General features: G+C 66.9%; 19 protein-coding genes. 15 read left to right on the top strand and 4 right to left on the bottom strand.

Features of this window, described 5'->3' with window-relative positions:
- Positions 1-17: 17 nt before the first annotated feature.
- Together trxB and LMF57_RS09900 are read left to right on the top strand one after the other, a co-directional pair.
- Positions 18-989, top strand: coding sequence for a thioredoxin-disulfide reductase (gene trxB / locus LMF57_RS09905; RefSeq protein ID WP_099818427.1), 972 nt, complete (start codon positions 18-20; stop codon positions 987-989).
- 172 nt (positions 990-1,161) lie between these two features.
- The gene (locus LMF57_RS09900; protein ID WP_229291306.1) at positions 1,162-2,286 is read left to right on the top strand and encodes a GNAT family N-acetyltransferase; all 1,125 of its coding nucleotides are present in this window, start codon (positions 1,162-1,164) and stop codon (positions 2,284-2,286) included.
- 61 nt (positions 2,287-2,347) lie between these two features.
- Here LMF57_RS09900 and LMF57_RS09895 read toward each other — a convergent pair whose 3' ends face one another.
- Positions 2,348-3,616: a hypothetical protein gene (locus LMF57_RS09895; RefSeq protein ID WP_229291305.1), complete on the bottom strand. Its 1,269-nt coding sequence runs from the start codon at positions 3,614-3,616 to the stop codon at positions 2,348-2,350.
- 71 nt (positions 3,617-3,687) lie between these two features.
- Between LMF57_RS09895 and aat the strand changes: the two genes are divergently transcribed.
- The 3 genes from aat (at position 3,688) to LMF57_RS09880 (ending at position 5,332) form a co-directional block, all read left to right on the top strand.
- Positions 3,688-4,428: a leucyl/phenylalanyl-tRNA--protein transferase gene (aat, locus tag LMF57_RS09890; protein ID WP_208081593.1), complete on the top strand. Its 741-nt coding sequence runs from the start codon at positions 3,688-3,690 to the stop codon at positions 4,426-4,428.
- An 86-nt stretch (positions 4,429-4,514) separates the two neighbouring features.
- Positions 4,515-4,733, top strand: a complete 219-nt coding sequence (gene infA / locus LMF57_RS09885) for a translation initiation factor IF-1 (RefSeq protein ID WP_005409596.1) — start codon at positions 4,515-4,517, stop codon at positions 4,731-4,733.
- Between the two features lie 203 nt (positions 4,734-4,936).
- Positions 4,937-5,332: a hypothetical protein gene (locus LMF57_RS09880; protein ID WP_208081590.1), complete on the top strand. Its 396-nt coding sequence runs from the start codon at positions 4,937-4,939 to the stop codon at positions 5,330-5,332.
- Positions 5,333-5,405: 73 nt separating this feature from the next.
- On the opposite strand, the gene clpA is transcribed toward LMF57_RS09880, so the two are convergent.
- Complete coding sequence (gene clpA, locus LMF57_RS09875) at positions 5,406-7,688, bottom strand: ATP-dependent Clp protease ATP-binding subunit ClpA (RefSeq protein ID WP_117310381.1); 2,283 nt, start codon at positions 7,686-7,688, stop codon at positions 5,406-5,408.
- 137 nt (positions 7,689-7,825) lie between these two features.
- Between clpA and LMF57_RS09870 the strand changes: the two genes are divergently transcribed.
- Positions 7,826-8,638, top strand: a complete 813-nt coding sequence (locus tag LMF57_RS09870; protein WP_229291304.1) for an APH(6) family putative aminoglycoside O-phosphotransferase — start codon at positions 7,826-7,828, stop codon at positions 8,636-8,638.
- A gap of 46 nt (positions 8,639-8,684) precedes the next feature.
- On the opposite strand, the gene clpS is transcribed toward LMF57_RS09870, so the two are convergent.
- On the bottom strand, positions 8,685-9,011 hold the full coding sequence (gene clpS, locus LMF57_RS09865) for an ATP-dependent Clp protease adapter ClpS (RefSeq protein WP_025879127.1): 327 nt from the start codon (positions 9,009-9,011) through the stop codon (positions 8,685-8,687).
- Positions 9,012-9,124: 113 nt separating this feature from the next.
- On the opposite strand from clpS, the gene LMF57_RS09860 reads away from it, so the two are divergent.
- From LMF57_RS09860 to LMF57_RS09830, 7 genes are all read left to right on the top strand, one after another.
- Positions 9,125-9,613 (top strand): hypothetical protein, encoded by a 489-nt coding sequence (locus LMF57_RS09860; protein ID WP_117310379.1) that lies wholly within the window; start codon positions 9,125-9,127, stop codon positions 9,611-9,613.
- Between the two features lies 1 nt (position 9,614).
- Positions 9,615-10,076, top strand: a complete 462-nt coding sequence (locus LMF57_RS09855) for an NUDIX hydrolase (RefSeq protein ID WP_025879125.1) — start codon at positions 9,615-9,617, stop codon at positions 10,074-10,076.
- A complete protein-coding gene (mnmA, locus tag LMF57_RS09850) occupies positions 10,073-11,215 on the top strand; it encodes a tRNA 2-thiouridine(34) synthase MnmA (RefSeq protein ID WP_229291303.1) in 1,143 nt (380 codons plus the stop codon). The genes LMF57_RS09855 and mnmA overlap by 4 nt, the downstream gene beginning before the upstream one ends.
- Positions 11,212-11,826: a high frequency lysogenization protein HflD gene (gene hflD / locus LMF57_RS09845; protein ID WP_117310377.1), complete on the top strand. Its 615-nt coding sequence runs from the start codon at positions 11,212-11,214 to the stop codon at positions 11,824-11,826. The genes mnmA and hflD overlap by 4 nt, the downstream gene beginning before the upstream one ends.
- 129 nt (positions 11,827-11,955) lie before the next feature.
- Complete coding sequence (locus LMF57_RS09840; RefSeq protein ID WP_093818271.1) at positions 11,956-13,146, top strand: methyl-accepting chemotaxis protein; 1,191 nt, start codon at positions 11,956-11,958, stop codon at positions 13,144-13,146.
- Positions 13,147-13,244: 98 nt separating this feature from the next.
- Entirely contained in the window at positions 13,245-13,460 is a 216-nt protein-coding gene (locus LMF57_RS09835) for a hypothetical protein (protein WP_025879121.1), read from the top strand.
- Between the two features lie 67 nt (positions 13,461-13,527).
- Positions 13,528-14,055 carry a hypothetical protein gene (locus tag LMF57_RS09830; RefSeq protein ID WP_229291302.1) on the top strand — a complete coding sequence of 176 codons (528 nt, stop codon included), beginning with the start codon at positions 13,528-13,530 and terminating at the stop codon, positions 14,053-14,055.
- Between the two features lie 137 nt (positions 14,056-14,192).
- Here LMF57_RS09830 and LMF57_RS09825 read toward each other — a convergent pair whose 3' ends face one another.
- The gene (locus LMF57_RS09825; RefSeq protein ID WP_229291301.1) at positions 14,193-16,952 is read right to left on the bottom strand and encodes an EAL domain-containing protein; all 2,760 of its coding nucleotides are present in this window, start codon (positions 16,950-16,952) and stop codon (positions 14,193-14,195) included.
- A gap of 144 nt (positions 16,953-17,096) precedes the next feature.
- Between LMF57_RS09825 and LMF57_RS09820 the strand changes: the two genes are divergently transcribed.
- Together LMF57_RS09820 and LMF57_RS09815 are read left to right on the top strand one after the other, a co-directional pair.
- Entirely contained in the window at positions 17,097-19,199 is a 2,103-nt protein-coding gene (locus LMF57_RS09820; RefSeq protein ID WP_208081645.1) for a PAS domain-containing sensor histidine kinase, read from the top strand.
- 4 nt (positions 19,200-19,203) lie between these two features.
- A complete protein-coding gene (locus LMF57_RS09815; protein WP_229291300.1) occupies positions 19,204-20,979 on the top strand; it encodes an EAL domain-containing protein in 1,776 nt (591 codons plus the stop codon).
- The last annotated feature ends 5 nt before the right edge of the window (positions 20,980-20,984 follow it).

Raw genomic sequence — 20,984 nt, 5'->3', positions numbered from 1 at the left:
CCTTTTCGCGAGTCTACATGAGCACCAGCCTGCCCTCCCGCCACCAGCGTCTTGTCATCCTCGGTTCCGGCCCGGCCGGCTGGACTGCCGCCGTCTACGCTGCCCGCGCCAACCTGAAGCCGGTCGTCATCACCGGCCTGCAGCAGGGTGGCCAGCTGATGACCACCACCGAAGTGGACAACTGGCCGGGTGACGCCCATGGCCTGATGGGCCCGGACCTGATGGCGCGCATGCAGGCCCACGCCGAGCGCTTCGAGACCGAGGTCATCTTCGACCACATCCATACCGCAGACCTGTCGCAGCGCCCGTTCAAGCTGATCGGCGACAGCCACGAGTACACCTGTGACGCCCTGATCATCTCCACCGGTGCAACCGCCAAGTACCTGGGTATTCCGACCGAAGACGAGTTCAAGGGCCGCGGCGTGTCCGCCTGCGCCACCTGCGACGGCTTCTTCTACCGCGACCAGGACGTGGTCGTGGTCGGCGGCGGCAACACCGCCGTGGAAGAAGCGCTGTACCTGTCCAACATCGCCCGCAAGGTCTATCTGGTCCACCGCCGCGACACCCTGAAGGCGGAAAAGATCATGCAGGACAAGCTGTTCGCCAAGGTTGAAGCCGGCAAGATCGAAACCGTCTGGCACCACCAGGTGGAGGAAGTGCTGGGCAACGAGGCCGGTGTGACCGGCGTGCGCGTGAAGTCGACCCTGGACGGCAGCACCCGCGACATCGATGCCCACGGCTTCTTCGTGGCCATCGGCCACCACCCGAACACCCAGCTGTTCGACGGCCAGTTGGCGATGAACAACGGCTACCTGGAAATCCGTTCGGGCCTGGGCGGCAACGCCACCCAGACCTCGGTGGAAGGCGTGTTCGCCGCCGGCGACGTGGCCGACCAGCACTACCGCCAGGCGATCACCTCGGCCGGCTTCGGCTGCATGGCCGCACTGGACGCAGAGCGTTACCTGGATGCACAGGGCAAGGCCAGCTGAGGCTGGCTTCTGCAGCGTCGAGGTGTGGTTGACCGGGAAGGCCGACGCGAAAGCGTCGGCCTTTTCCTTTCAGCAGTGCCAGGCCATGCCTGGCAAGCACGACTGAGCCCGCAACAAACCGGACCGGTTACGTAAACCCAGCTCACATCCCACCTGCCCTATCCTTTCTCCCATGCCCACCGCCCGCTTCCTCGACTCCCTGCAGTCCGTTCCCGCCACGGCCTGGGACGCCCTGCACGATGGCCGCAATCCATTCGTCAGCCACGCCTTCCTGTCCGGCCTGGAAACCTACGGTTGCCTGCGCGAGGACTGGGGCTGGCAGCCGCAGCACTTCACCCTGTGGGACGGTGATGCCCTGGTCGGCGCCATTCCCGGCTACCTGAAGACCAATTCCCATGGTGAATTCGTGTTCGACCACGCCTGGGCCAATGCCTATGCGCGGCACGGGCGCGACTACTATCCGAAGTGGCTCGGCGCGGTGCCGTACTCGCCGGTGACCGGCCCGCGGTTGCTGGCCCGCGACGATGCGCAGCGCACCGCCCTGCTGACGGCACTGCGCGAACAGTTGCCCGCGCTGGATGTGTCATCAGCACACATCAACTTCCACACGGCGGCTGACGAAACGATCTTCGACGACGACTGGCTGCTGCGTGAGGACATCCAGTTCCAGTGGCAGAACCCGGGTGACTGGGTGACGTTCGAACAGTTCCTGGGTGCGATGGACCACAAACACCGCAAGAACATCCGCCAGGAGCGCGCCAAGGTCGGCCGCCAGGGCATCAGCTTCCGGGTGGTGCATGGCGATGAGGCCACCCGCGCCGATCTGCAGGCGATGTACCGCTTCTACCTGCAGACCTTCCTCGAATACGGCAATGCGCCGGCGCTGACCGAAGCGTTCCTGCGCCATCTGGCGATTTCACTGGGACGCGGGCTGGTGCTGTTCCTGGCCGAACAGGACGGCACCCCCATCGCCGGCGCGTTGTGCCTGCGCGGTGGCGACACGCTGTACGGCCGCTACTGGGGCGGTGCCACCCTGCCCGGCCTGCACTTCGAGGCCTGCTACTACCAGGGCATCGAGTACTGCCTGCGCGAGGGCGTGGCCCGCTTCGAGCCGGGTGCGCAGGGCGAGCACAAGCTGGCACGTGGCTTCCTGCCCGCCATCGTGCGCAGCCGGCACTGGGTGGCCGATGCGGAATTTGCCGAGGCACTGCGCGACTGGTGCCGGCAGGAGCGGCGGGATGTGCGGCGCTACCAGCAGGAGCTGCAGGGGCATGGCCCGTTTCGTGCGGAGCCGTAGTCTCGGAGAAGCGTGCCAACCAAGGTTGGCATCTACCACGGCAACGGCAGGGGTGCTGCGCTCAGGTGCACTGCCAGAAGTGCCCGCTCACCCGGCACTTCGCGCACCAGAAGCTGTACAGCATGCCGCCACTACCCCACAGCAACATGCCTTCATTGGTGGTCGGCAACGTTGAGTCCAGCTGCATCACGAAAGGCATCTGCTCGCCGCAATCGATGCACGCCGGGTAGTGCGCGCTCTGCACCCAGCTCGGTGCGCCACCCACCCGCGACAGGTTCTGCCGGTGATTGGACTGGCCCCAGTCCTGCTGCTGCCAGCGATGGCCGTCCATCGCGGCAAGACCCACCTCGGCCTGCAGCAGGTCGCCGCTGTCGGTGGGATTGATCGGCACCTGGCAGTGCTGGCTGGGGTGGCAGCTCGGCATGCCTTCTGCATCGTGCCGATAGAAACGCACGGGCGGGTCTTCCCAGCCACAGCAGTCCAGGCACAGCCCGAGCGTGACCTCACCCTCCGCGTCCGGCTGCAGCGCCGCAGCATCGGACTGCAGCAGACGCTGCAGCGGCGCATGACAGCTGCCGCACAAGGCATCGAGCAGCCCGCCCACGCGCCCGGCGTGAAGCACCTGGCCGCCATTCCAGGTGGGATGCAGCCGCCAGATCCGCTTGCGCCAGGCAGGCTCTTCGGCCACCTGTGCACGATGCTGTTCGCGCCCGAAGCGCAGGTGCAGCGGTTGCCGGCCATGCAGATGGCGCAGACGCGGGCCATCGGCCAAGCCCGCCCAGTGCGCCCAGACCTCGGCATCCAGATCGTTCCAGTCGGCCAGGTAGCCACGGGCGGCGGCATGGGTCTCCGGCTGGGTGGCCAGCAGCACTGCCTTGGCCCGCTCCAGTTCGCGATCGTCGTCTGCCTCGGTCAACCGATGCGCCCAGTCAGTCGCAACCGACGGTGGCAATGCCTGCCAGACCTGCGAGGCCAGCTGGATGTGATCCTCGATGGCGACCTCCAGCAGCGCCTCCCAATCGTCCTGCAGCGTGTGCGGCGCCTGGTAGCTGGCAAACTCCAGCACGCTGGTCAGCAGCTCGCCGCGCTCGCCGTCACGATAGCGCCGCCAGGCGTCAATACAGACCGGGGCGACAGCCTCGTCCGGCAGCAGATCCAGGGCGGTGTCGAGGAAGGTGGAGCTGGGCGAGCGGCGGTCCAGCGCCCGCAGCAGCAGCGCGCCAAGCTGGGGACGGTCTTCGCTGGCCAGGGTCAACAGCATGGCCAGGCTGTCATTGCGTTTGCTCGGCGCATCGTGCGCATCGAGGATGGCGGTGATCGGATCGCTCATGCGGGGCTCCTTGCCGGTAGTGCGTGATGGTGCCAGACATCGCGCATCGCCACGACGAATACAATGCCGGCATGACCCGTCAGTTGCCCTGGCGCCTGGCCGATGCGCCGGATGCCCCCTTCCCGCCGGCCGAGACAGCGCTGCGCCAACCCGATGGCCTGCTTGCGGTGGGCGGCGACCTGCATCCGCTGCGCCTGCTCAACGCCTATGCCGGTGGCATCTTTCCGTGGTTCAGCGAAGGCGAGCCAATCCTGTGGTGGTCGCCGGACCCGCGCATGGTGTTCCGTACCGACGGCGTGCACCTGAGCAGCAGGTTCCGCCGGCAACTGCGCGGCAACCGCTGGGAAGTGACCGCCGATACCGCCTTCAGCCAGGTGATGCGTGCCTGCGCCAGCGCGCCCCGCCCCGGCCAGGACGGCACCTGGATCAGCCCGGCGATGGTGGATGCCTACAGCCAGCTGCACGACCTGGGTTTCGCACATTCCTTCGAGGTGTGGGATCGGCAGACACTGGTCGGCGGCATCTATGGCGTGGCCATCGGCGAGATGTTCTTTGGTGAAAGCATGTTCAGTGGCGAAAGTGGCGGCTCCAAGGTGGCGCTGGCCGCACTGGCACGCACGCTGCACGGCTGGGGTTGGCCACTGATCGACGCGCAGGTGGAAAATCCGCATCTGCTGCGCATGGGCGCCGAGCATCTGCCGCGCGCGCCGTTTCTGCAGCAGGTCCGCAGCGCGGTACAGGCGCCGGGCCGGGAAGGCGCCTGGACCCGGCTCGTCGGGCGCGTGCCGGCAGCGGATTTTGCCGGGGAATAACACAATCTTTGCAAGCTGGGCGTTTGACGCGTAAAATGCTGCGCCTTAGGCCCAGCGTGGCCGTTTTCTGAACCGCACAGGACTACATGTCGAAAGACGATTCCATCGAGTTCGAGGGCACCGTCAGCGAGACGCTGCCGAACACCACTTTCCGCGTTCGTCTGGAAAATGGGCACGAAATCATCGCCCACATCTCCGGCCGCATGCGCAAGAACTACATCCGCATCCTCACCGGTGACCGGGTCAAGGTTGAAATGACCCCGTACGACCTGACCAAGGGTCGTATCACCTACCGAATGAAGTAAGCGGCTGGCGCGTTGCGCCACCTCGACAAGGCCAGCCCTGGACGCTGGCCTTTTGTCATGCCTGCAATCCGGCCCTGCCGGACGGCACCCTGACCGAATGCACCGTGACATCGGTCAGCCATGCTTGCGGCAGATTCGCATTCGCAGCGGCGGCGTCATCGTGGCATCCGATCCAGTCCGGATCGCCACCCCCTGCCCCTGCCATGAACGTGACCTCCCTGCCCGCTGGCTTCGCCGCCCTGGTACTCGGCACTGCCGCCCTGATCGCACCCGCCGCCCAGGCCGCCGACACGCCGTCGGCAAGCGCCGGTGACAGCTGCATTGCCTTGAGCGAAGACCAGCAGATCGTCCGCGCCGGCGCTGATCGCGATGTGCTGCTGCGCAATGGTGACCAGCACTACCGCGTGGTGTTCAAAGCCTCCTGCAGCAGCGCCGTGACCTCGCGGCGGCTGGCATTTGAAACCCAGGGTGAAGGCAACCAGCTGTGCGCCGGCTCCCGCAGCGTACTGAAGACCGACCGTGCCAGCTGCACGGTCGAGCGGATCGAACCCCTCGAAGCTGCCACCTTCCAGCGCATGGCCCGCCAACGCAGCCGGTAAGGCGCTGACACGACAAGGGCGGCCTGCGCCGCCCTGTCGTTGCTGCCAGTGCCGGGCAATGCCCGGCACATCCTTACTCCACCGTGGCCGGCAACAGCCGTTCCGGCTCGGCCTGCGCCTCGACCACCAGCTCGTCGTTGCGCACGTCGATGCTGACCTTGCCGCCGTTGACCAGCTTGCCGAACAGCAGTTCGTCGGCCAGCGGGCGCTTCACCTTGTCCTGCAGCACCCGCGCCATCGGGCGGGCACCCATCAGCGGGTCGAAACCGTGGTGGGCCAGCCAGTCGCGCGCAGTCGGCGTGGCCGACAGGCTGACGTGCTTCTCCTGCAGCAGCATCTCCAGTTCGATCAGGAACTTGTCCACCACGCGCAGGATGTGTTCGAAGCCCAGCGGCTGGAACTGCACCACCGCATCGAGGCGGTTGCGGAATTCCGGGGTGAACGCACGACGGATGGTCTCCATCGCATCGGTGGCGTGGTCCTGCTTGGTGAAACCGATCGAGCGCCGCGAGGCCTGCGCCGCGCCGGCGTTGGTCGTCATCACCAGCACCACGTTCTTGAAATTGGCTTCGCGGCCGTTGGTGTCAGTCAGCACGCCGCGGTCCATCACCTGCAACAGGATGTTGAAGATGTCCGGGTGCGCCTTCTCGATTTCATCCAGCAGCAGCACGCAGTGCGGCGTCTTGACGATCTTCTCGGTCAGCAGGCCACCCTGGTCGAAGCCGACGTAGCCCGGGGGCGCACCGATCAGGCGGCTGATCGAATGCGGCTCCATGTATTCGGACATGTCGAAACGGACCAGTTCGATGCCCAGCTGCAGCGCCAGCTGCTTGGTCACCTCGGTCTTGCCGACACCGGTGGGGCCGGCGAACAGGAAGTTGCCGATCGGCTTTTCCGGATTGCCCAGGCCCGAGCGTGCCAGCTTGATGGCCGACGCCAGGGTGCCGATGGCAGGATCCTGGCCGAAGATCACCATCTTCAGGTTGCGCTCCAGGTGCTGCAGCACATCCTTGTCGGTGGCGCTGACCTGCTTGGCCGGGATGCGCGCCATCTTGGCGACGATGGCCTCGACTTCCTCGACGTCGATCAGCTCCTTGCGCTGGTCTTCCGGCATCAGGCGCTGGCGGGCACCGGCCTCATCGATCACGTCGATGGCCTTGTCCGGCAGCAGGCGATCGGCGATGTGCTTGACCGACAGGTCGACGGCGGCCTGCAGCGCTTCATCGGCATAGGTGACGCCGTGGTGGGCTTCGTACTTGGACTTCAGGCCCTGCAGGATCTCGTAGGTTTCGCCCACGGTCGGCTCGACGATGTCGATCTTCTGGAAGCGACGGGCCAGCGCCCGGTCCTTCTCGAAGATGCCGCGGTATTCCTGGAAGGTGGTCGAGCCGATGCAGCGCAGCTCGCCCGACGCCAGTGCCGGCTTGATCAGGTTGGAGGCGTCCATGGTGCCACCCGACGCCGAACCGGCGCCGATGATGGTATGGATCTCGTCGATGAACAGCACTGCATTGGGCACCTTCTTCAGTGCGGTCAGCACGCCCTTCAGGCGCTTTTCGAAGTCGCCACGGTATTTGGTACCGGCCACCAGCGCGCCGAGGTCGAGCGAATAGATGACCGCATCGGCCAGCACGTCCGGCACCGAGCCTTCAACGATGCGTCGGGCCAGGCCCTCGGCAATCGCGGTCTTGCCGACGCCGGCTTCGCCCACGTACAGCGGGTTGTTCTTGCGGCGGCGGCACAGGACCTGGATGGTGCGCTCGATCTCGTCGGCACGGCCGACCAGCGGGTCGATGCGACCGGCACGCGCCTGCTCGTTGAGGTTGCTGGCGAACTCGGTCAAGGCATCGCCCTTGGGCTCGCCCTCGCCCCCTTCCATGCGGCCCTCACCGTCGGAGGAGGACGGCTGCTCGCCTTCCTCGCCCAGCTTGGCGATGCCGTGGGACAGGTAATTGACCACATCCAGCCGGGTGACATCCTGCTGGTTGAGGTAATAGACCGCGTGGGAGTCCTTCTCGCCGAAGATGGCGACCAGCACGTTGGCGCCGGTGACCTCCTTCTTGCCGGAGGACTGCACGTGGTACACGGCCCGCTGCAGCACGCGCTGGAAGCCCAGGGTTGGCTGGGTATCGCGGCCGTCATCTTCGGCCAGGCGGGACACGGAGGCCTCGATGGCCTGCTCCAGCTCCTGGCGCAGGCGGTCGGCGTCGGCGCCACACGCCTTCAATACGGCCTGGGCGGACGGGTTGTCGAGCAGTGCCAACAGCAGGTGTTCGACCGTCATGAACTCATGTCGGGCCTCACGGGCGCGCTTGTAGCACTGGCCGATGGTGTGTTCGAGGTCTTTGCTGAACATGGATTACTCCGGCGGCAGTTGGAGACAATATGCGGCCTGACTACACGATTTCCATCACCCTAGCGGATTGCGACGTTCAGATGGCGTTAGCACTACCAAACGCTTGATCATCGTTCACTCCAGGACAGCCCACCCACATGAGCGAACCCTACCTGAGCCGCTGGCGATTGCGACGTGATGGTCCTTCGATCCGTACCCCCCATGCCCGGCTCTGGCCAGTACTGACCGCCTCTGGCGAGGCGGCCATGTTGAAGGTGAGCACGGAGACAGAGGAACAGAACGGCCATCGCCTGCTGCGCTGGTGGAACGGCGACGGTGCCGCACGCCTGCTGGCCCACGAGGGGCCGGCGATCCTGATCGAACGGGCGCACGGCGATTCGCTGCGGCCACGCTCGATCAAGGGCGAGGACGACGCCTGCACCATGATCCTGTGCCAGGTCCTGCAGCAGCTGCACCGGCCACGGAGCGCGCCACCAGAAGATCTGGTCTGCCTGCGTAGATGGTTCGCCGATCTGCTGCAACCAAGGGCACCGCTGCCGCCATTGCTGGAACAGTGCAGATCGCTGGCGATGGCACTGCTGGAGGACGAGCAGGAGATCCGGCCCCTGCATGGCGACCTGCACCACGACAACGTGCTGGATTTCGGCGCGCGGGGCTGGCTGGCGATCGACCCGAAGCGGTTGCTGGGCGACCGCGCGTTCGACTACACCACGCTGTTCAGCAATCCGGACCTGTGCGGGCCGGGCATCCATGTGGCAACACGACCCGAGCGCTTCCACGCCCGGGTGGAACAGGTCTGCCGGCTGGCCGATCTCGAGCGCATGCGGCTGCTGCGCTGGATCGCGGCCAGTGCCGGCCTGTCAGCGGTGTGGTTCAGGGATGATGGCGACCCGGCCGACATCGATGAGGCGGTGGCCGAGATGGCCGTGCAGGCGCTGGCGGAGGCGTGACTCGAACCTGGCAGGCGCCCACCCTGGTGGGCACACCGCGCCAAGATCAGGCCTTTTCCATCGTGCACAGCAGCGGGTGCTGGTTCATCCGCGCGTACTCGTTGACCTGGGCCACCTTGGTTTCGGCCACTTCGCGGGTGAATACACCGCAGACGCCACGGCCACGGGTGTGGACGTGCAGCATCACCTGGGTGGCCTTGTCCAGGTCCATGTTGAAGAACTGCTGCAGGACGTCCACGACGAAATCCATCGGGGAGTAGTCGTCATTGAGCAGCATGACCTGGTAGAACGGCGGCGGCGCCACTTCCGGGCGCGCGGGCTCCACGGCAACGCCGTGCTCGTGGTGGGAATCGGGGGCGGACTCGCGAGGCATCTGCCGATTATAAAGGGTGCGACGGCCGTGCGCAGGCCCTGCGTGGAATGGACGGCACGGGCGCCCGCCGTCACAATTGCACCTTCCCACACTCTTGGTTTCACAGGATCTTCATGAAAAGGACCCTTCTCTCCGCCCTGCTGATCGCCCTGGCTGCCGCAGGTACTGCTGGCGCCGCGACCACCACTGACAGCGCGAAGGCCGACAAGGCCATTGCCCGTCACCTGGAAAAGCTGGGTTACACCTACGAGGTGGATGAAGACGGCGATTACCAGATGGTGTTCGACGTTGAAGGGGACCGCACCCAGATCGTCTATGTGCGCTCGGCGGTGGAAGACTTCGGCACCCACAACATCCGCGAGATCTGGTCGCCGGGTTACACCGCGCAGACCAAGCAGTTCCCGGTGGCCGTGGCCAACCGCCTGCTGGAGGATTCGCAGGACGCCAAGATGGGCGGCTGGGTGAAGCAGGAGTCGACCGCGATGTTCGTGGTGAAGATCGATGCCGATGCCACCGCCGACCAGCTCAGCGACGCCATCGATGCGGCCATCCGCACCGCCGACGCGATGGAGCTGGAGCTGACCAAGAAGGACGATCTCTGAGTTGAACACCTCGCCGGACCCGCGCTGGGCACCGCATGCAACCGTCGCCACCGTGGTGGTCGACGGCGGCAGGGTGCTGCTGGTGGAAGAAACCATCGAGGGCCGGCAGGTGCTGAACCAGCCGGCCGGGCATCTGGAGCCGGGTGAAAGCCTGGCCGAGGCCGCCCTGCGCGAGACCGTCGAGGAAACCGGCTGGACGGTGGAACTGACCGCCTTCATCGGCTGCTACCAGTGGACCGCCGGTGACGGCACCCCGTTCCTGCGCTTCTGTTATGCCGCGCGCCCGGTCTCGCACGACCCGGCGCGGCCGCTGGATGCCGGCATCGACCGGGCGCTGTGGATGACCCCGGCCGAACTGCAGGCCGCCGCCGGACGCCAGCGCAGCCCGCTGGTCTGGCAGGTGCTGGCCGACTACCTGGCCGGCCAGCGCTATCCGCTTGCACTGGTCCGGGAGGTCGCATGAGCAGCCCACGGGTGATGGTTGGCGTGTCTGGCGGCGTGGATTCTTCCGTGGCTGCCTGGCGCCTGGTGCAGCAGGGCGAGGCCGTGGCCGGTCTGTTCATGCAGAACTGGGCCGACGACGGCAGCGGTGACTGCCGCGCCGAGGACGACCGTCGCGACGCGGTAGCGGTCTGCGGACTGCTGGGCATTCCGTTCCATTTCCGCGACTTCTCCAACGAATACTGGCAGGGCGTGTTCGAGCACTTCCTGGCCGAGTACGCCGCTGGCCGCACGCCGAACCCGGACGTGCTGTGCAACCGCGAAGTGAAGTTCAAGCACTTCCTTGATGCGGCCCGCGAACTGGGCGCCGAGCGGATCGCCACCGGCCATTACGCGCGCATTGCCCAGCGCGGCCATCAGTGGCTGCTGCTGCGCGGCGCCGACCGTTCCAAGGACCAGAGCTACTTCCTGCACCAGCTGGGGCAGGAGCAGCTGGCGGCCACCCTGTTCCCGATTGGTGACCTGGAAAAGAGCGACCTGCGCCGGATTGCCCGCGACGTCAGCCTGCCGACCCACGCCAAGAAGGATTCCACCGGCATCTGCTTCATCGGCGAGCGCGATTTCCGTGAGTTCCTTGGACGCTACCTGCCGGCCAAGGCCGGGCAGATCCTCGATCCCAGCGATGGCAGCGTGATCGCCGAACATCCTGGCGTCTTCTATTTCACCCTGGGCCAGCGCGAAGGCCTGAACATCGGCGGCGTGCGCGGCCGCCCTGCCGCGCCCTGGTATGTGGTCGGCAAGGACGTGGCCAGCAACGTGCTGTACGTGGACCAGGACCGTGACAGCCCGTGGATGCTGTCCAGCCGGCTGCGCTCGGAGACCGCGCACTGGATTGCCGGCGCACCACCGGCACGGCGTTTTGAATGCAGCGCGCAGACCCGCTACCGCCAGCCCGATGAGCCGTGCACGGTGGATGTGCTGGACGACGGCAGCGTGCAGGTCACCTTCGCCCGGCCGCAGCGTGCAGTCACCCCCGGGCAATCGTTGGTGCTGTATGACGGTGAGGTCTGCCTGGGTGGCGCGGTGATCGCCGCCACCGACGCGCCGCTGGAACAGCGCCTGCGCACCACCCCTTCTCCTTTTGAGGTAATCGCTGCATGAGTTTCACTGTCGACGACCGCGTTCTGGCTTTGGCCGGCATTGCCCAGGCCCTGCAGCAGGTACGCCGTATCGCCGATACCGGCCACTCCGACGCCGCTGCCGTGCGCACTGCCGTGGACAGCGTGTTCCGCATCGATGCGGCCTCGCCGCAGGCGGTTTTTGGCGATCGGCACGCCCTGAAATCCGGCCTGCGCCTGCTGCACAATTATTTCCGCAGCCAGGGCCAGGACCCGATCCTGCCCAAGCTGGCCCTGTCGGTACTGCAGCTGGAGCGCCGCTTCGTGCAGGACGGCGCCACTGTGAACAAGGTCGCCTCAGGCATCGAGCGCGCCCAGCGCCAGGCCGCCGAGCTCGGCGACAGCGGCCACCCGGATGTTCTGGCTGCGCTGGGCGGCCTGTATGCAGACACCATCAGCCACCTCAAGCCGCGGGTCATGGTGCAGGGCAACCCGCATTACCTGGGCCAGGCCGGCGTGGTGGCCGAGATCCGCGCGCTGCTGCTGGCCGCCGTGCGCGCCGCCGTGCTGTGGCGGCAGCTGGGTGGCAGCTACTGGGACTTCCTGCTCAGCCGCAAGGCGATGGTCGAGGCCGTGGACCGGCAGCTGGCCTGAGGGCGGGGAGCCCGCCGGGCATGGCCCGGCGGACGGCGCCGGAAATCCGGCGCATTCAGAGAGCACATCGACGTTAAAGAGAAAGGGGGTACGGCCGATACATCCTCCGTGCACCTCCCGAGAACGTCCATGTACTCACGCATTTTCATCCGTCTGGCCGCCCCCCTGGCCCTGACCCTGCTGCTCCCCTTCGCCATCGGTTTCGAATGGCCGGCCGCCCTGCGCTGGGCGATCCTGACCACGATGACGCTGAGCTGGCTCGGCTTTGCGTGGTGGACCGCCCGCGCCCAGGCGCACCGTTCCCCGGAACATGCCCGTGTCCTGCGTGAGCAGGACCAGCTGCTGACCGAACTGCGCAACTTCGTCGGCAACGAGATCGACGGTTCGCGTGGTGAAGTGGAACGCGCCCGCGACCTGATCCGCCAGGCCGTCTCCAGCCTCGGCGGCAGCTTCGATGCCATGAACCGCAAGTCGCGCCAGCAGAGCCAGGCCCTGTCGCGCATCGTCGACCGCGCCGGTGACGAAGGCGGCGCCGGCCTCGACGTTGCCCGTTTCGCCCAGCACGCCAGCCACCGCATGGAACAGCTGGTGGAAGCGCTGGAGCAGGTCAGCGGCCAGAGCAGCACCACCGTGCAGCACATCGACCAGATGGCGCAGCACCTGGATGGCATCTTCGCGCTGCTGGAAGACGTCAAGTCGATTGCCGACCAGACCAACCTGCTGGCCCTGAACGCTGCCATCGAAGCTGCGCGTGCCGGTGAAGCCGGTCGTGGTTTCGCCGTGGTTGCCGACGAGGTCCGCAACCTGTCCGAGCGTTCGACCACCTTCAACGAGCAGATCCGCAAGCTGGCGCACAGCTCCAAGGATGCCATCGCCAAGGTCCGCGAGACGGTTTCGCACATGGCCTCGCGCGATATGGACCGCTCCCGTGAAGCGCGCCAGGAAGCGGCGGCGATGCTGGACAACGTGGCGCAGATCAACGCTTCGCTGGGTGACGGCATGCGCGAAGTGTCCGACTGCGCGCGCTCGATCGATGGCAGCGTGGCCGAAGCCGTGCGTGCCCTGCAGTTCGAGGACATCGCCACCCAGGCCCTGGGTGGCGTGCATACCCACCTGGACCGCCTGACCGCGATCAATCGCGAAGCGGTGGCCCTGCAGGAACTGCTGCATCGCAATGGCGGCGTGTTCGACGAAGAAATCGCCTCTGCCCTGCAGCGCACCGGCAACCGCCTGCGCGAACTGCGCAGCGAATGGGAGCGCCCGCCGCACAAGCCGGTTGCCCAGCAGAGCATGGGCGCCGGTACGGTCGAGCTGTTCTGATCCTGATGTCCGCTGCCCCGTCCGGCAGCGTGCGAGGCCCCGGTTCTGCCGGGGCCTTTGCGTGTGACCCGCCTTTGAATGCATCCTGCAAGCGCACCATGACCCTGATCCGCGCCCTGCCCCCGATCAACGAGAACGAGCGCCCGCGCAATGCGGGCGTACGTGAGCAGCTGCGCCAGCTGGAAGAGGTGGCCCGCGAAGAAATCCAGGAGCTGCAGAAGCTGGCCGACGCGCGCCCTGCCCCACCGGCAGCCGGCGATGACGTACTGGGCCTGGCGTGGGACCTGGGGCTGGATGGCAGTGCTTTGAAGTAGATCCACGCCATGCGTGGATGCAACTGCCCACATGGCATGATGCGCCGGCCCCGTTCATGGAAGACCGATGGCCATCGCCCTGATCGCATTGCTGCTGATCGAACTCCTGCTGCTGGCCCTCTGCGCGCCGTTCTTCTTCCGCACCGGCATCGCGCTGTTCAACCGGCGCATCGCCGCTACGCCGGCAGAGCTGGCGCAGCTTTCACTGGCCGGGCTGGAGCATGACCTGCCGCCCGATACCTGGCTTTGCCTGGTGTTCCGCGCGCTGCCGGACGGCAGTATCGCCTTTCGCGAGAGCTTCGTGCCGAGCGTTGGCCGTCGCTACTTTCCGCTGATGCGCGGGCGGGTGATGATCGACGCACGGCGCAGGGAGGTGCGGGTGGTCGGGCTGTGCAGCTGGTTCGCGCTGGGCCTGACACTGATGCTGGTGCCGGTCATCCTCGTCCGACCCGCTGCGTGGCCGATGCTGGTGGCCCTGCTGCTGTTCTACATGGGCTATTTCATCCAGCGCCGACGCTATGTAGAGGTGGTCGAAGCGGTACGCGCACGACTTCGCTCCGAATTTCCGCAGCGCTTGGTTGCCGCGCCGCAGTAGATCCACGCCATGCGTGGATGGCCGCGGGCGCAGGCATCAGTGCCGACCAACGGTCGGCACCCACCAAAACTTGCCCAAGGTCGGCACCCACCAGGGCGGGCCCAGAAGTAGATCCACGCCATGCGTGGATGAGTGCGTCAGCGCGCCAGCATCACTTCGCTGGCGGCATCGGTGCGGCCTGGGGCGAGGTGCTGCTGGCGCAGCCACTGCGCCAGGTCGCGCGGCGTGAGCGGGCGCGAGTACAGGTAGCCCTGGATCTCGTCGCAGCCCTGGCGGCGCAGCATGTCTTCTTCCTGGTGCGTTTCCACGCCCTCGGCCACCACCTTCATGCCCAGTGCGTGGCCAAGATGGACGATGGCCTGGGTCACCTCGGCGGTGCCCGAGTCATGCAGCATGCCCTGCACGAAGCTGCGGTCGATCTTCAGGCGGCCGACCGGGAAACGGTTGAGGTAATTGAGGTTGGAGAAGCCGGTACCGAAGTCGTCCACCGCCAGCGGCACGCCGTGCCGTTCCAGCACATCGAAGCAGTGGCGCAGGATGTCGGTGTCACGGATCAACGCAGATTCGGTCAGCTCCAGCTCCAGCCGCTGCGGCGGCCAGCCGTGCGCGTGGCAGATCTCGATCACGCGCTCGGCAAAGCCACGATCGCGCAACTGCACTGCCGACACGTTTACGGCGATGCGCTCGAACTGCAGGCCGGCACGATCCCACGCGGCTGCCTGGCGACAGGCTTCGGACAATACCCAGTCGCCGATGCGGACGATTTCGCCGCACTTCTCGGCGATCGGAATGAATTCTGCCGGGCTGCAGTAACCGATGCCCGGGCGATGCCAGCGCAGCAACGCCTCGATTGCGGGGGGCTCGCCGTGATGGGCGTGCAGCAGTGGCTGATAGGCCAGGCTGAACTCGTCGCGTTCGATGGCGCCGTGCAGGCCGTGCTCGATCTCCAGCCGGCGCTGGATCCGCGCCAGCGCGTCCTGGCTGTAATACTGATAGGTATTGCGACCAGCTTCCTTGGCCGCGTACATCGCTGCGTCGGCAGCGCGCAGAAGCGAATCGAAGTCGGTCTGGCTCTCGCCGAGCATGGCGATGCCCACGCTGGCGCCCACTTTCAAGGTGGTGTCGCCACGGCGCAGCGGCTCGGCCAGCGAATTGATCAGCTTGCGCGCCACGTGCCCGGCATCTTCCGGTTCGGCCAGGTCGCGCAGCACCACGATGAACTCGTCGCCGCTGAAGCGGCCGAACAGGTCGTTGTTGCGCAGGTTCTGGTGCAGCCGGGTGGCGGCGGCCTTCAGCAGCGCATCGCCGGTGGCGTGGCCGAAGCTGTCGTTGATGTTCTTGAAGCCGTCCAGGTCGATGAACAGCATCGCCAGCGAGGTGCCGCGATCGCGCGCCTCCTCGATGGCTTCGGAGGTCTGCTCGCCCAGCAGCACCCGGTTGGGCAGTCCGGTCAGCAGATCGTAGTGGGCCAGCAGTTCAATCCGCTCGTTCGCTTCGCGCTCGCGAGTGATGTCACGGAACAGGACCACAAAGCGCGGCGGCAGGCCATCACGACGGTCCAGTTCGATCAGCACCTGCACCCATACGCGCAACCCGGACTGGCGGTAGAAGCACAGATCCAGCTGCTCCGGCAGGCCGCCACCGGCGATCCGCCCCAGCGCCGCTTCAAACGCCGCACGCGAATCCTCGGCATACAACGCGAGCGCCTGGTCGAGGGTGATCGGTTCCTTGCGCAGGCCGTGGATGCGATAGCACTCCTCGGTCCATTGCATGTTGCGCGTCGCCACTTCGATCTCGCAACCACCGATGCGACCCAGCGCGGACACGCGGTTGAGCAGTTCGGTACGCCAGCGGATGAGGGCATCGGTCTGATGCTGTTCGGTGATGTTCTGCACCTGCCCCAGCAGGCGCCTGGGCTGCCCGTCCATGTCCAGCAACGGTTGCATCCACAACCGCAGATGCTGCGAGGGTTCGTTGCCGCGGGTCAGTTCCAGTTCCAGGTTGGCGGCCCGGCCATCGCGCCACAGGCGGCGCCAGGCCGCACGCAGTGCACCACGTGAGCGCGGGTGCAGCTGCTTGAGCCAGCGTCGCTGCCCCGGGATGCTGTCCTGCCGCAGCGCCAGCAGCGAGCGCAGTTCCGGCGACCACCAGAACTGGCGGCTGTGCGGATCGAACGACCAGCTGCCCATGCTGGCGATGCGCTGGGCTTCGCGCAGATGCAGTTGTTGCTCCTGCAGCAGGGCTTCCAGCTGCTTCTGCTGCTCGATGTCGGTATGGGTGCCGACCATGCGCAGCGGCTGGCCATCGGCGGTACGGGCCACCACCCGGCCGCGGTCCAGCACCCACCGCCACTGGCCATCGGCCTGGCGGAAGCGGAACTGGGCGCTGTACTGATCACTGTCGCCGTGCAGGTGTTCATCCAACGCGGCACGCACCTGGGTGATGTCGTCGGCGTGCACGCGCGCCAGCATCTGCGTGGCGGTTTCCTCACCCAGTGTCGGCGTGCGCGCCACCCGGTCGCTGGGGATGTCCCAGTCCCACAGGCTGTGGCCGGCGCTGTCCAGTGCAAGTTCCCAGCGACCGCCCCCATCAACCGGTACCGGCTCGGGCACGCTGAGGGTGAAGGCGAGCAGGTTGCCGCTGCCGTCGTGCACGGCGCGCAGGTGGCCATCGTAGTGACCGCGCGGGCCGCCCGGCAGCGTGCAGGCGACGATGCCACCGTCGGCAGCCAGCAGGCGCAGGTCTTCCAGCATCGGCGCGTAGGCGGCCACCGTGGCCGGCAGGCCATGCTCGCGCGCAGCCGGATTGGCCGCGAGCGGGCGCCCGCTGCGGTCGACGATGACCAGCGCCGAGGCAAGCGGATGCTGCAGCAGGCTGGCGATGATCCCTTGGTCCACGCGATCTTGCTCCGGATGAAACGCCCGACAGCGGGGCACGCAGTGGTTAACGGCGCCTGCGGCGGATAATTGAGTGGCCAGGGCACACCTGCGCGGTAAGATGGCCAGCACCCCTTCTTCCCTGCCCGCCTCCCTGCCCTGCCCATGCCCGTAGAACCGACCGGCACCGCCCCTGTTCCCGACCCGCGGATGGCGCAGGCGCTGGGGCGCGACCGTCGGCGCATCGTGCTGAGCTACCTGGCGATGGCGCTGGCCTGGATGATCGCCACCGACGGCGCGGTGACCGCGCTGGTGCCCGACCCGCAGCAGGCGGCGCTCTGGCAGAGCATGAAGGGCGCGTTCTTCGCCTTGGCCAGCGCCGGCCTGCTGTACCTGCTGCTGCGGCCGCTGGCCGAACACGTGCTGCACACCCATGCCCGCCTGCAGGCCTCCGAACTGCGCCTGCGGCAGATGTTCGAGGGCAACCCGGGCCCGATCCTGGTGTATGACCTGGACAGCCTGGCCATCCTTGATGCCAATCCCGCGGCCTGCAGCACCTTCGGCTGGGACCGCGAGGCGCTTCTGGCGCGGACCATCGACGTGCTCTGGCCACCCGGCCAGGACCAGGCGTTGCAGACCAAGCTGGAGGAGATCCGCGGCGCGCCCGAGCAGCTGTGCATCCTGCGCGCGCAGTTGCAGCTGCGTGATGGCAGCCTGCGGCAGATGGAACTGCGTTCGAACGCGATCGACTACGACGGCCACACTGCGCGCCTGCTGATCGCCATCGACCGCACCGCTGAAGACCTGGCCCAGCTGCGACGCGACCAGGCATTGGCCCGCGTGGAAGAAGCCCACGAGCTGGCCCGGATCGGCGCGTGGGAGCTGGACCCGTCCACCGGCCAGGGCCGTTACTCCAACCAGGTCTATCGCCTGCTGGGCCGTCGCCCGCCCGAGGCGCGACGCTGGCACCGTTTCGACGAGCTGCTGGTGGCAGCCGACCCGGCCACGGCCGCACAGACCGACCAGGTGCTGGCCGAGCTGTGCTCGGGTGAGCAGGTGCAGGTGGACGTGCTGCTGCCGGTACTGGCAATGGATGGCCGTGCACTGATGGTGCACCTGCGCGCCGCCAGCGGCGTGGATGAAGCCGGACGTGACCGGATACTGGGCACGTTGCAGGACGTGACCGAGCGTGAGCAGTCGCGGCGCCTGCTGCGCGAACGCGAAGAGCAGTTCCGCGAGCTGGTCCGAGTGCTGCCCGATGGCGTGGTGATCCTGTCCGACGAACATGTGCTGTATGCCAATGCGTGGGCGGCCGGCCTGTTCGGCTACGGCAGCCACACGCTGCTGGGCGAGCCGCTGTCAGCCCTGGTGGCAGCCGGCGACCTGGCCCGGATGCGCGCGCAGATGCGTGCTGGGCAGCCCCAGCACAGCCCGGGCCACAGCAGCGTGGTGGCCATGCAGCGCGCCGATGGCCGCAGCTTCCAGGCTGGCATTGCGGTAGGTGACGTGCGCTACGGCGGGCGCGACTGCAAGCTGCTGATCGTGCGCGACCTGAGTGAATCCGAACAGACCCGCAGCGCGCTGGAGACCAGCAACCGCGAACTGCAGGCGATGGCTGGCCGCCTGTTCTCGCTGCAGGAGGACGAGCGCCGGGCGATCTCGCGCGACCTGCACGATGACATCGGCCAGGCGATCACCGCGATCAAGCTGTCGGCCTATGCGGCGCAGGACGAGGACGATGCGCAGCGGCGCGGCGAGGACCTGGCGCAGATCGTCAGCCTGGCCGATACCACCGTTGCCAAGCTGCGCGACATCTCCACCCTGCTGCGGCCACCGCAGCTGGATGCGCTGGGCCTGGAAGCGGCATTGAGCTGGCAGGCACGCGTGCTGTTCCGCTCGTCCACCGTCGAGCTGCAGGCCGAGATCGAATCGCTGCCCACGCGCCCGGACAACAGCATCGAGCAGGCCTGCTTCCGCATCGCCCAGGAAAGCCTGACCAATGCGCTGCGCCACGCGCGCGCCAGCCAGGTGGTGCTGCAGCTGCGCGACGTCGACCAGCGCGGGCTGCACCTGATGATCCGTGACGATGGCGAAGGGTTCGATCCGGATGGCCCGCGCGGCCTCGGCCTGATCGTGATGCGCGAGCGCGCGCAGAGCGTGGGCGGCCACGTGCGGATCGAGTCGGCGCATGGCGCCGGTACCCTCGTCGATGTGCACCTTCCTTACCAGGCCGCTGTTACGGCGGCCGTCGAGTCAGCGGAATACTGAGCCCATGTGGAACCCCAACCTGCCCCCGGTCAGCATCGACGATGCGCCTGATCGCCTCGGCGCCGGCAACCCCGAGCTGCAGGCGATGGTCGCCGAAGCCGCCTCCGGAGGTACCCCGCTGATGCTGATGCATGTGGACATCGACCACTTCGCCTCGGTCAACGAGAACATGAGTGCGGAGGTTGGTGACCAGGCCCTGGTGCTGGTGGCCCAGCGCCTGCAGTCCTACCTGCGCGGACGCGGCATGCTGTGGCGGCATGGCAGCGATGAGTTCCTGATCGCCGTGCCGCGCACCGCGGATCTGCCCCTTGCCGAGGATTTCGCCGAAGAGATCCGCCAGCAGATGGAACTGCCCCTCTCGGTACTGCCCTATACGCTGTTCATGACCGGCAAGCTGGGGGTGAGCCTGTGCCCGGAGCACGCCAGCAATGCCTCGCGCCTGCTCGACCATGCCGAGGATGCGCTGTACCAGGCCGCCCGCGAAGGCGGCAATGCGGTGCGCATCCATGCGGTGGACACGCCGCCGAGCGCGCACAGCGAGAGCATCATCGCGCGGCAGATCGTCGATGCCATTCCCAACGGCGAACTGAAGCTGCGTTACCAGCCGCTGGTCAGTGCCCGCGATGGCCACGTGGTGGGCATGGAGGCGCTGCTGCGCTGGCAGTCGCCGACCCTGGGCATGCTGGTGCCGGAGCGTTTCATGCGCACCGCCGAGCGCCTGGGCATCATCGTGCAGATTGGTACGTGGGTGCTGGAAGGCGCGTTGAAGCAGGCCCGGCTGTGGCGCGACCAGGGCTTTGATGACTTCACCATCGCGGTGAATGTGTCCACCCTGCAGCTGCTGCGCCCGAATTTCTTTGCCGAAGTGATGGGCGTGATCCAGGCGTCCGGCGTGCCGGCGCAGATGCTGACACTGGAAATCAACGAAAGCGCGCTGACCAACAACGTCAACTTCGTCCACGAAACCCTGGCCAACCTGCGCAACGAAGGCATCAGCCTGAGCCTGGACAACTTCGGCACCGGCGATTCGAGCCTGAGTGCGCTGGTGCGCTACCCGGTGGACAAGCTGAAGATCGACCGCAGCTTCATCAAGAGCGCCCCGGCCGGTAACCGCGAAGCGGCGATCGCACGCGCGATCATTGCGATGGGCCACCAGCTGGGCATGACGGTGATCGCCAACGGCGTGGAATCGCAGGCACAGCTGGGCTTCCTGCGCCGCAACGACTGCGACGTGTTCCAGGGCTACCTGTTCGGCGAACCGATGTCCGCCGATGCCGCCGGCATGACCCTGCGCCGCCGCTACCTGCGCCCCGAAGCGTTCGCCGAAACCCGGTCGGACCGCACCCTGCTGCTGCTGGATGACGAGGAAAACGTGCTGCGCTCGCTGGTGCGCCTGTTCCGCCGCGATGGGTACCGCATCCTGGCGGCAGGCAACGTGCGCGATGCGTTCGATCTGCTGGCCATCAACGATGTGCAGGTGATCCTGTCCGACCAGCGCATGAGCGACATGAGCGGCACCGAGTTCCTGGGCCGGGTGAAGATGCTGTATCCGGACACGATCCGGCTGGTGCTGTCCGGCTACACCGACCTCAACACGGTGACCGATGCGATCAACCGCGGTGCGATCTACCGGTTCCTGACCAAGCCGTGGAACGACGACGAGCTGCGCAAGCACATCCACCAGGCCTTCCGCACCTACGAGGAACAGCGGCGAAGCAACGGTGGCCTGGCGGCTGTCGAGCCGGCCGACGGCGGTGAGGATCGTTCGCCGCTGCGGTAACCGCA

Origin of the sequence: Stenotrophomonas sp. SI-NJAU-1 (assembly GCF_020883215.1) — a bacterium.
Taxonomy (GTDB): domain Bacteria; phylum Pseudomonadota; class Gammaproteobacteria; order Xanthomonadales; family Xanthomonadaceae; genus Stenotrophomonas; species Stenotrophomonas indicatrix.
The sequence above is the reverse complement of the archived record's forward strand: the minus strand, read 5'-3'. Positions and strand labels throughout refer to the sequence as shown.

Excerpts from the sequence above, each read along its gene's own strand:
- mnmA (WP_229291303.1), top strand. The coding sequence starts at position 10,073 with ATGAGCAGCCCACGGGTGATGGTTGGCGTGTCTGGCGGCGTGGATTCT.
- LMF57_RS09870 (WP_229291304.1), top strand. The coding sequence starts at position 7,826 with ATGAGCGAACCCTACCTGAGCCGCTGGCGATTGCGACGTGATGGTCCT.
- infA (WP_005409596.1), top strand. The coding sequence starts at position 4,515 with ATGTCGAAAGACGATTCCATCGAGTTCGAGGGCACCGTCAGCGAGACG.
- aat (WP_208081593.1), top strand. The coding sequence starts at position 3,688 with ATGACCCGTCAGTTGCCCTGGCGCCTGGCCGATGCGCCGGATGCCCCC.
- clpS (WP_025879127.1), bottom strand. The coding sequence starts at position 9,011 with ATGCCTCGCGAGTCCGCCCCCGATTCCCACCACGAGCACGGCGTTGCC.
- LMF57_RS09860 (WP_117310379.1), top strand. The coding sequence starts at position 9,125 with ATGAAAAGGACCCTTCTCTCCGCCCTGCTGATCGCCCTGGCTGCCGCA.
- LMF57_RS09835 (WP_025879121.1), top strand. The coding sequence starts at position 13,245 with ATGACCCTGATCCGCGCCCTGCCCCCGATCAACGAGAACGAGCGCCCG.
- clpA (WP_117310381.1), bottom strand. The coding sequence starts at position 7,688 with ATGTTCAGCAAAGACCTCGAACACACCATCGGCCAGTGCTACAAGCGC.
- LMF57_RS09830 (WP_229291302.1), top strand. The coding sequence starts at position 13,528 with ATGGCCATCGCCCTGATCGCATTGCTGCTGATCGAACTCCTGCTGCTG.
- LMF57_RS09815 (WP_229291300.1), top strand. The coding sequence starts at position 19,204 with ATGTGGAACCCCAACCTGCCCCCGGTCAGCATCGACGATGCGCCTGAT.
- hflD (WP_117310377.1), top strand. The coding sequence starts at position 11,212 with ATGAGTTTCACTGTCGACGACCGCGTTCTGGCTTTGGCCGGCATTGCC.
- LMF57_RS09840 (WP_093818271.1), top strand. The coding sequence starts at position 11,956 with ATGTACTCACGCATTTTCATCCGTCTGGCCGCCCCCCTGGCCCTGACC.
- LMF57_RS09900 (WP_229291306.1), top strand. The coding sequence starts at position 1,162 with ATGCCCACCGCCCGCTTCCTCGACTCCCTGCAGTCCGTTCCCGCCACG.
- trxB (WP_099818427.1), top strand. The coding sequence starts at position 18 with ATGAGCACCAGCCTGCCCTCCCGCCACCAGCGTCTTGTCATCCTCGGT.
- LMF57_RS09820 (WP_208081645.1), top strand. The coding sequence starts at position 17,097 with ATGCCCGTAGAACCGACCGGCACCGCCCCTGTTCCCGACCCGCGGATG.
- LMF57_RS09880 (WP_208081590.1), top strand. The coding sequence starts at position 4,937 with ATGAACGTGACCTCCCTGCCCGCTGGCTTCGCCGCCCTGGTACTCGGC.
- LMF57_RS09895 (WP_229291305.1), bottom strand. The coding sequence starts at position 3,616 with ATGAGCGATCCGATCACCGCCATCCTCGATGCGCACGATGCGCCGAGC.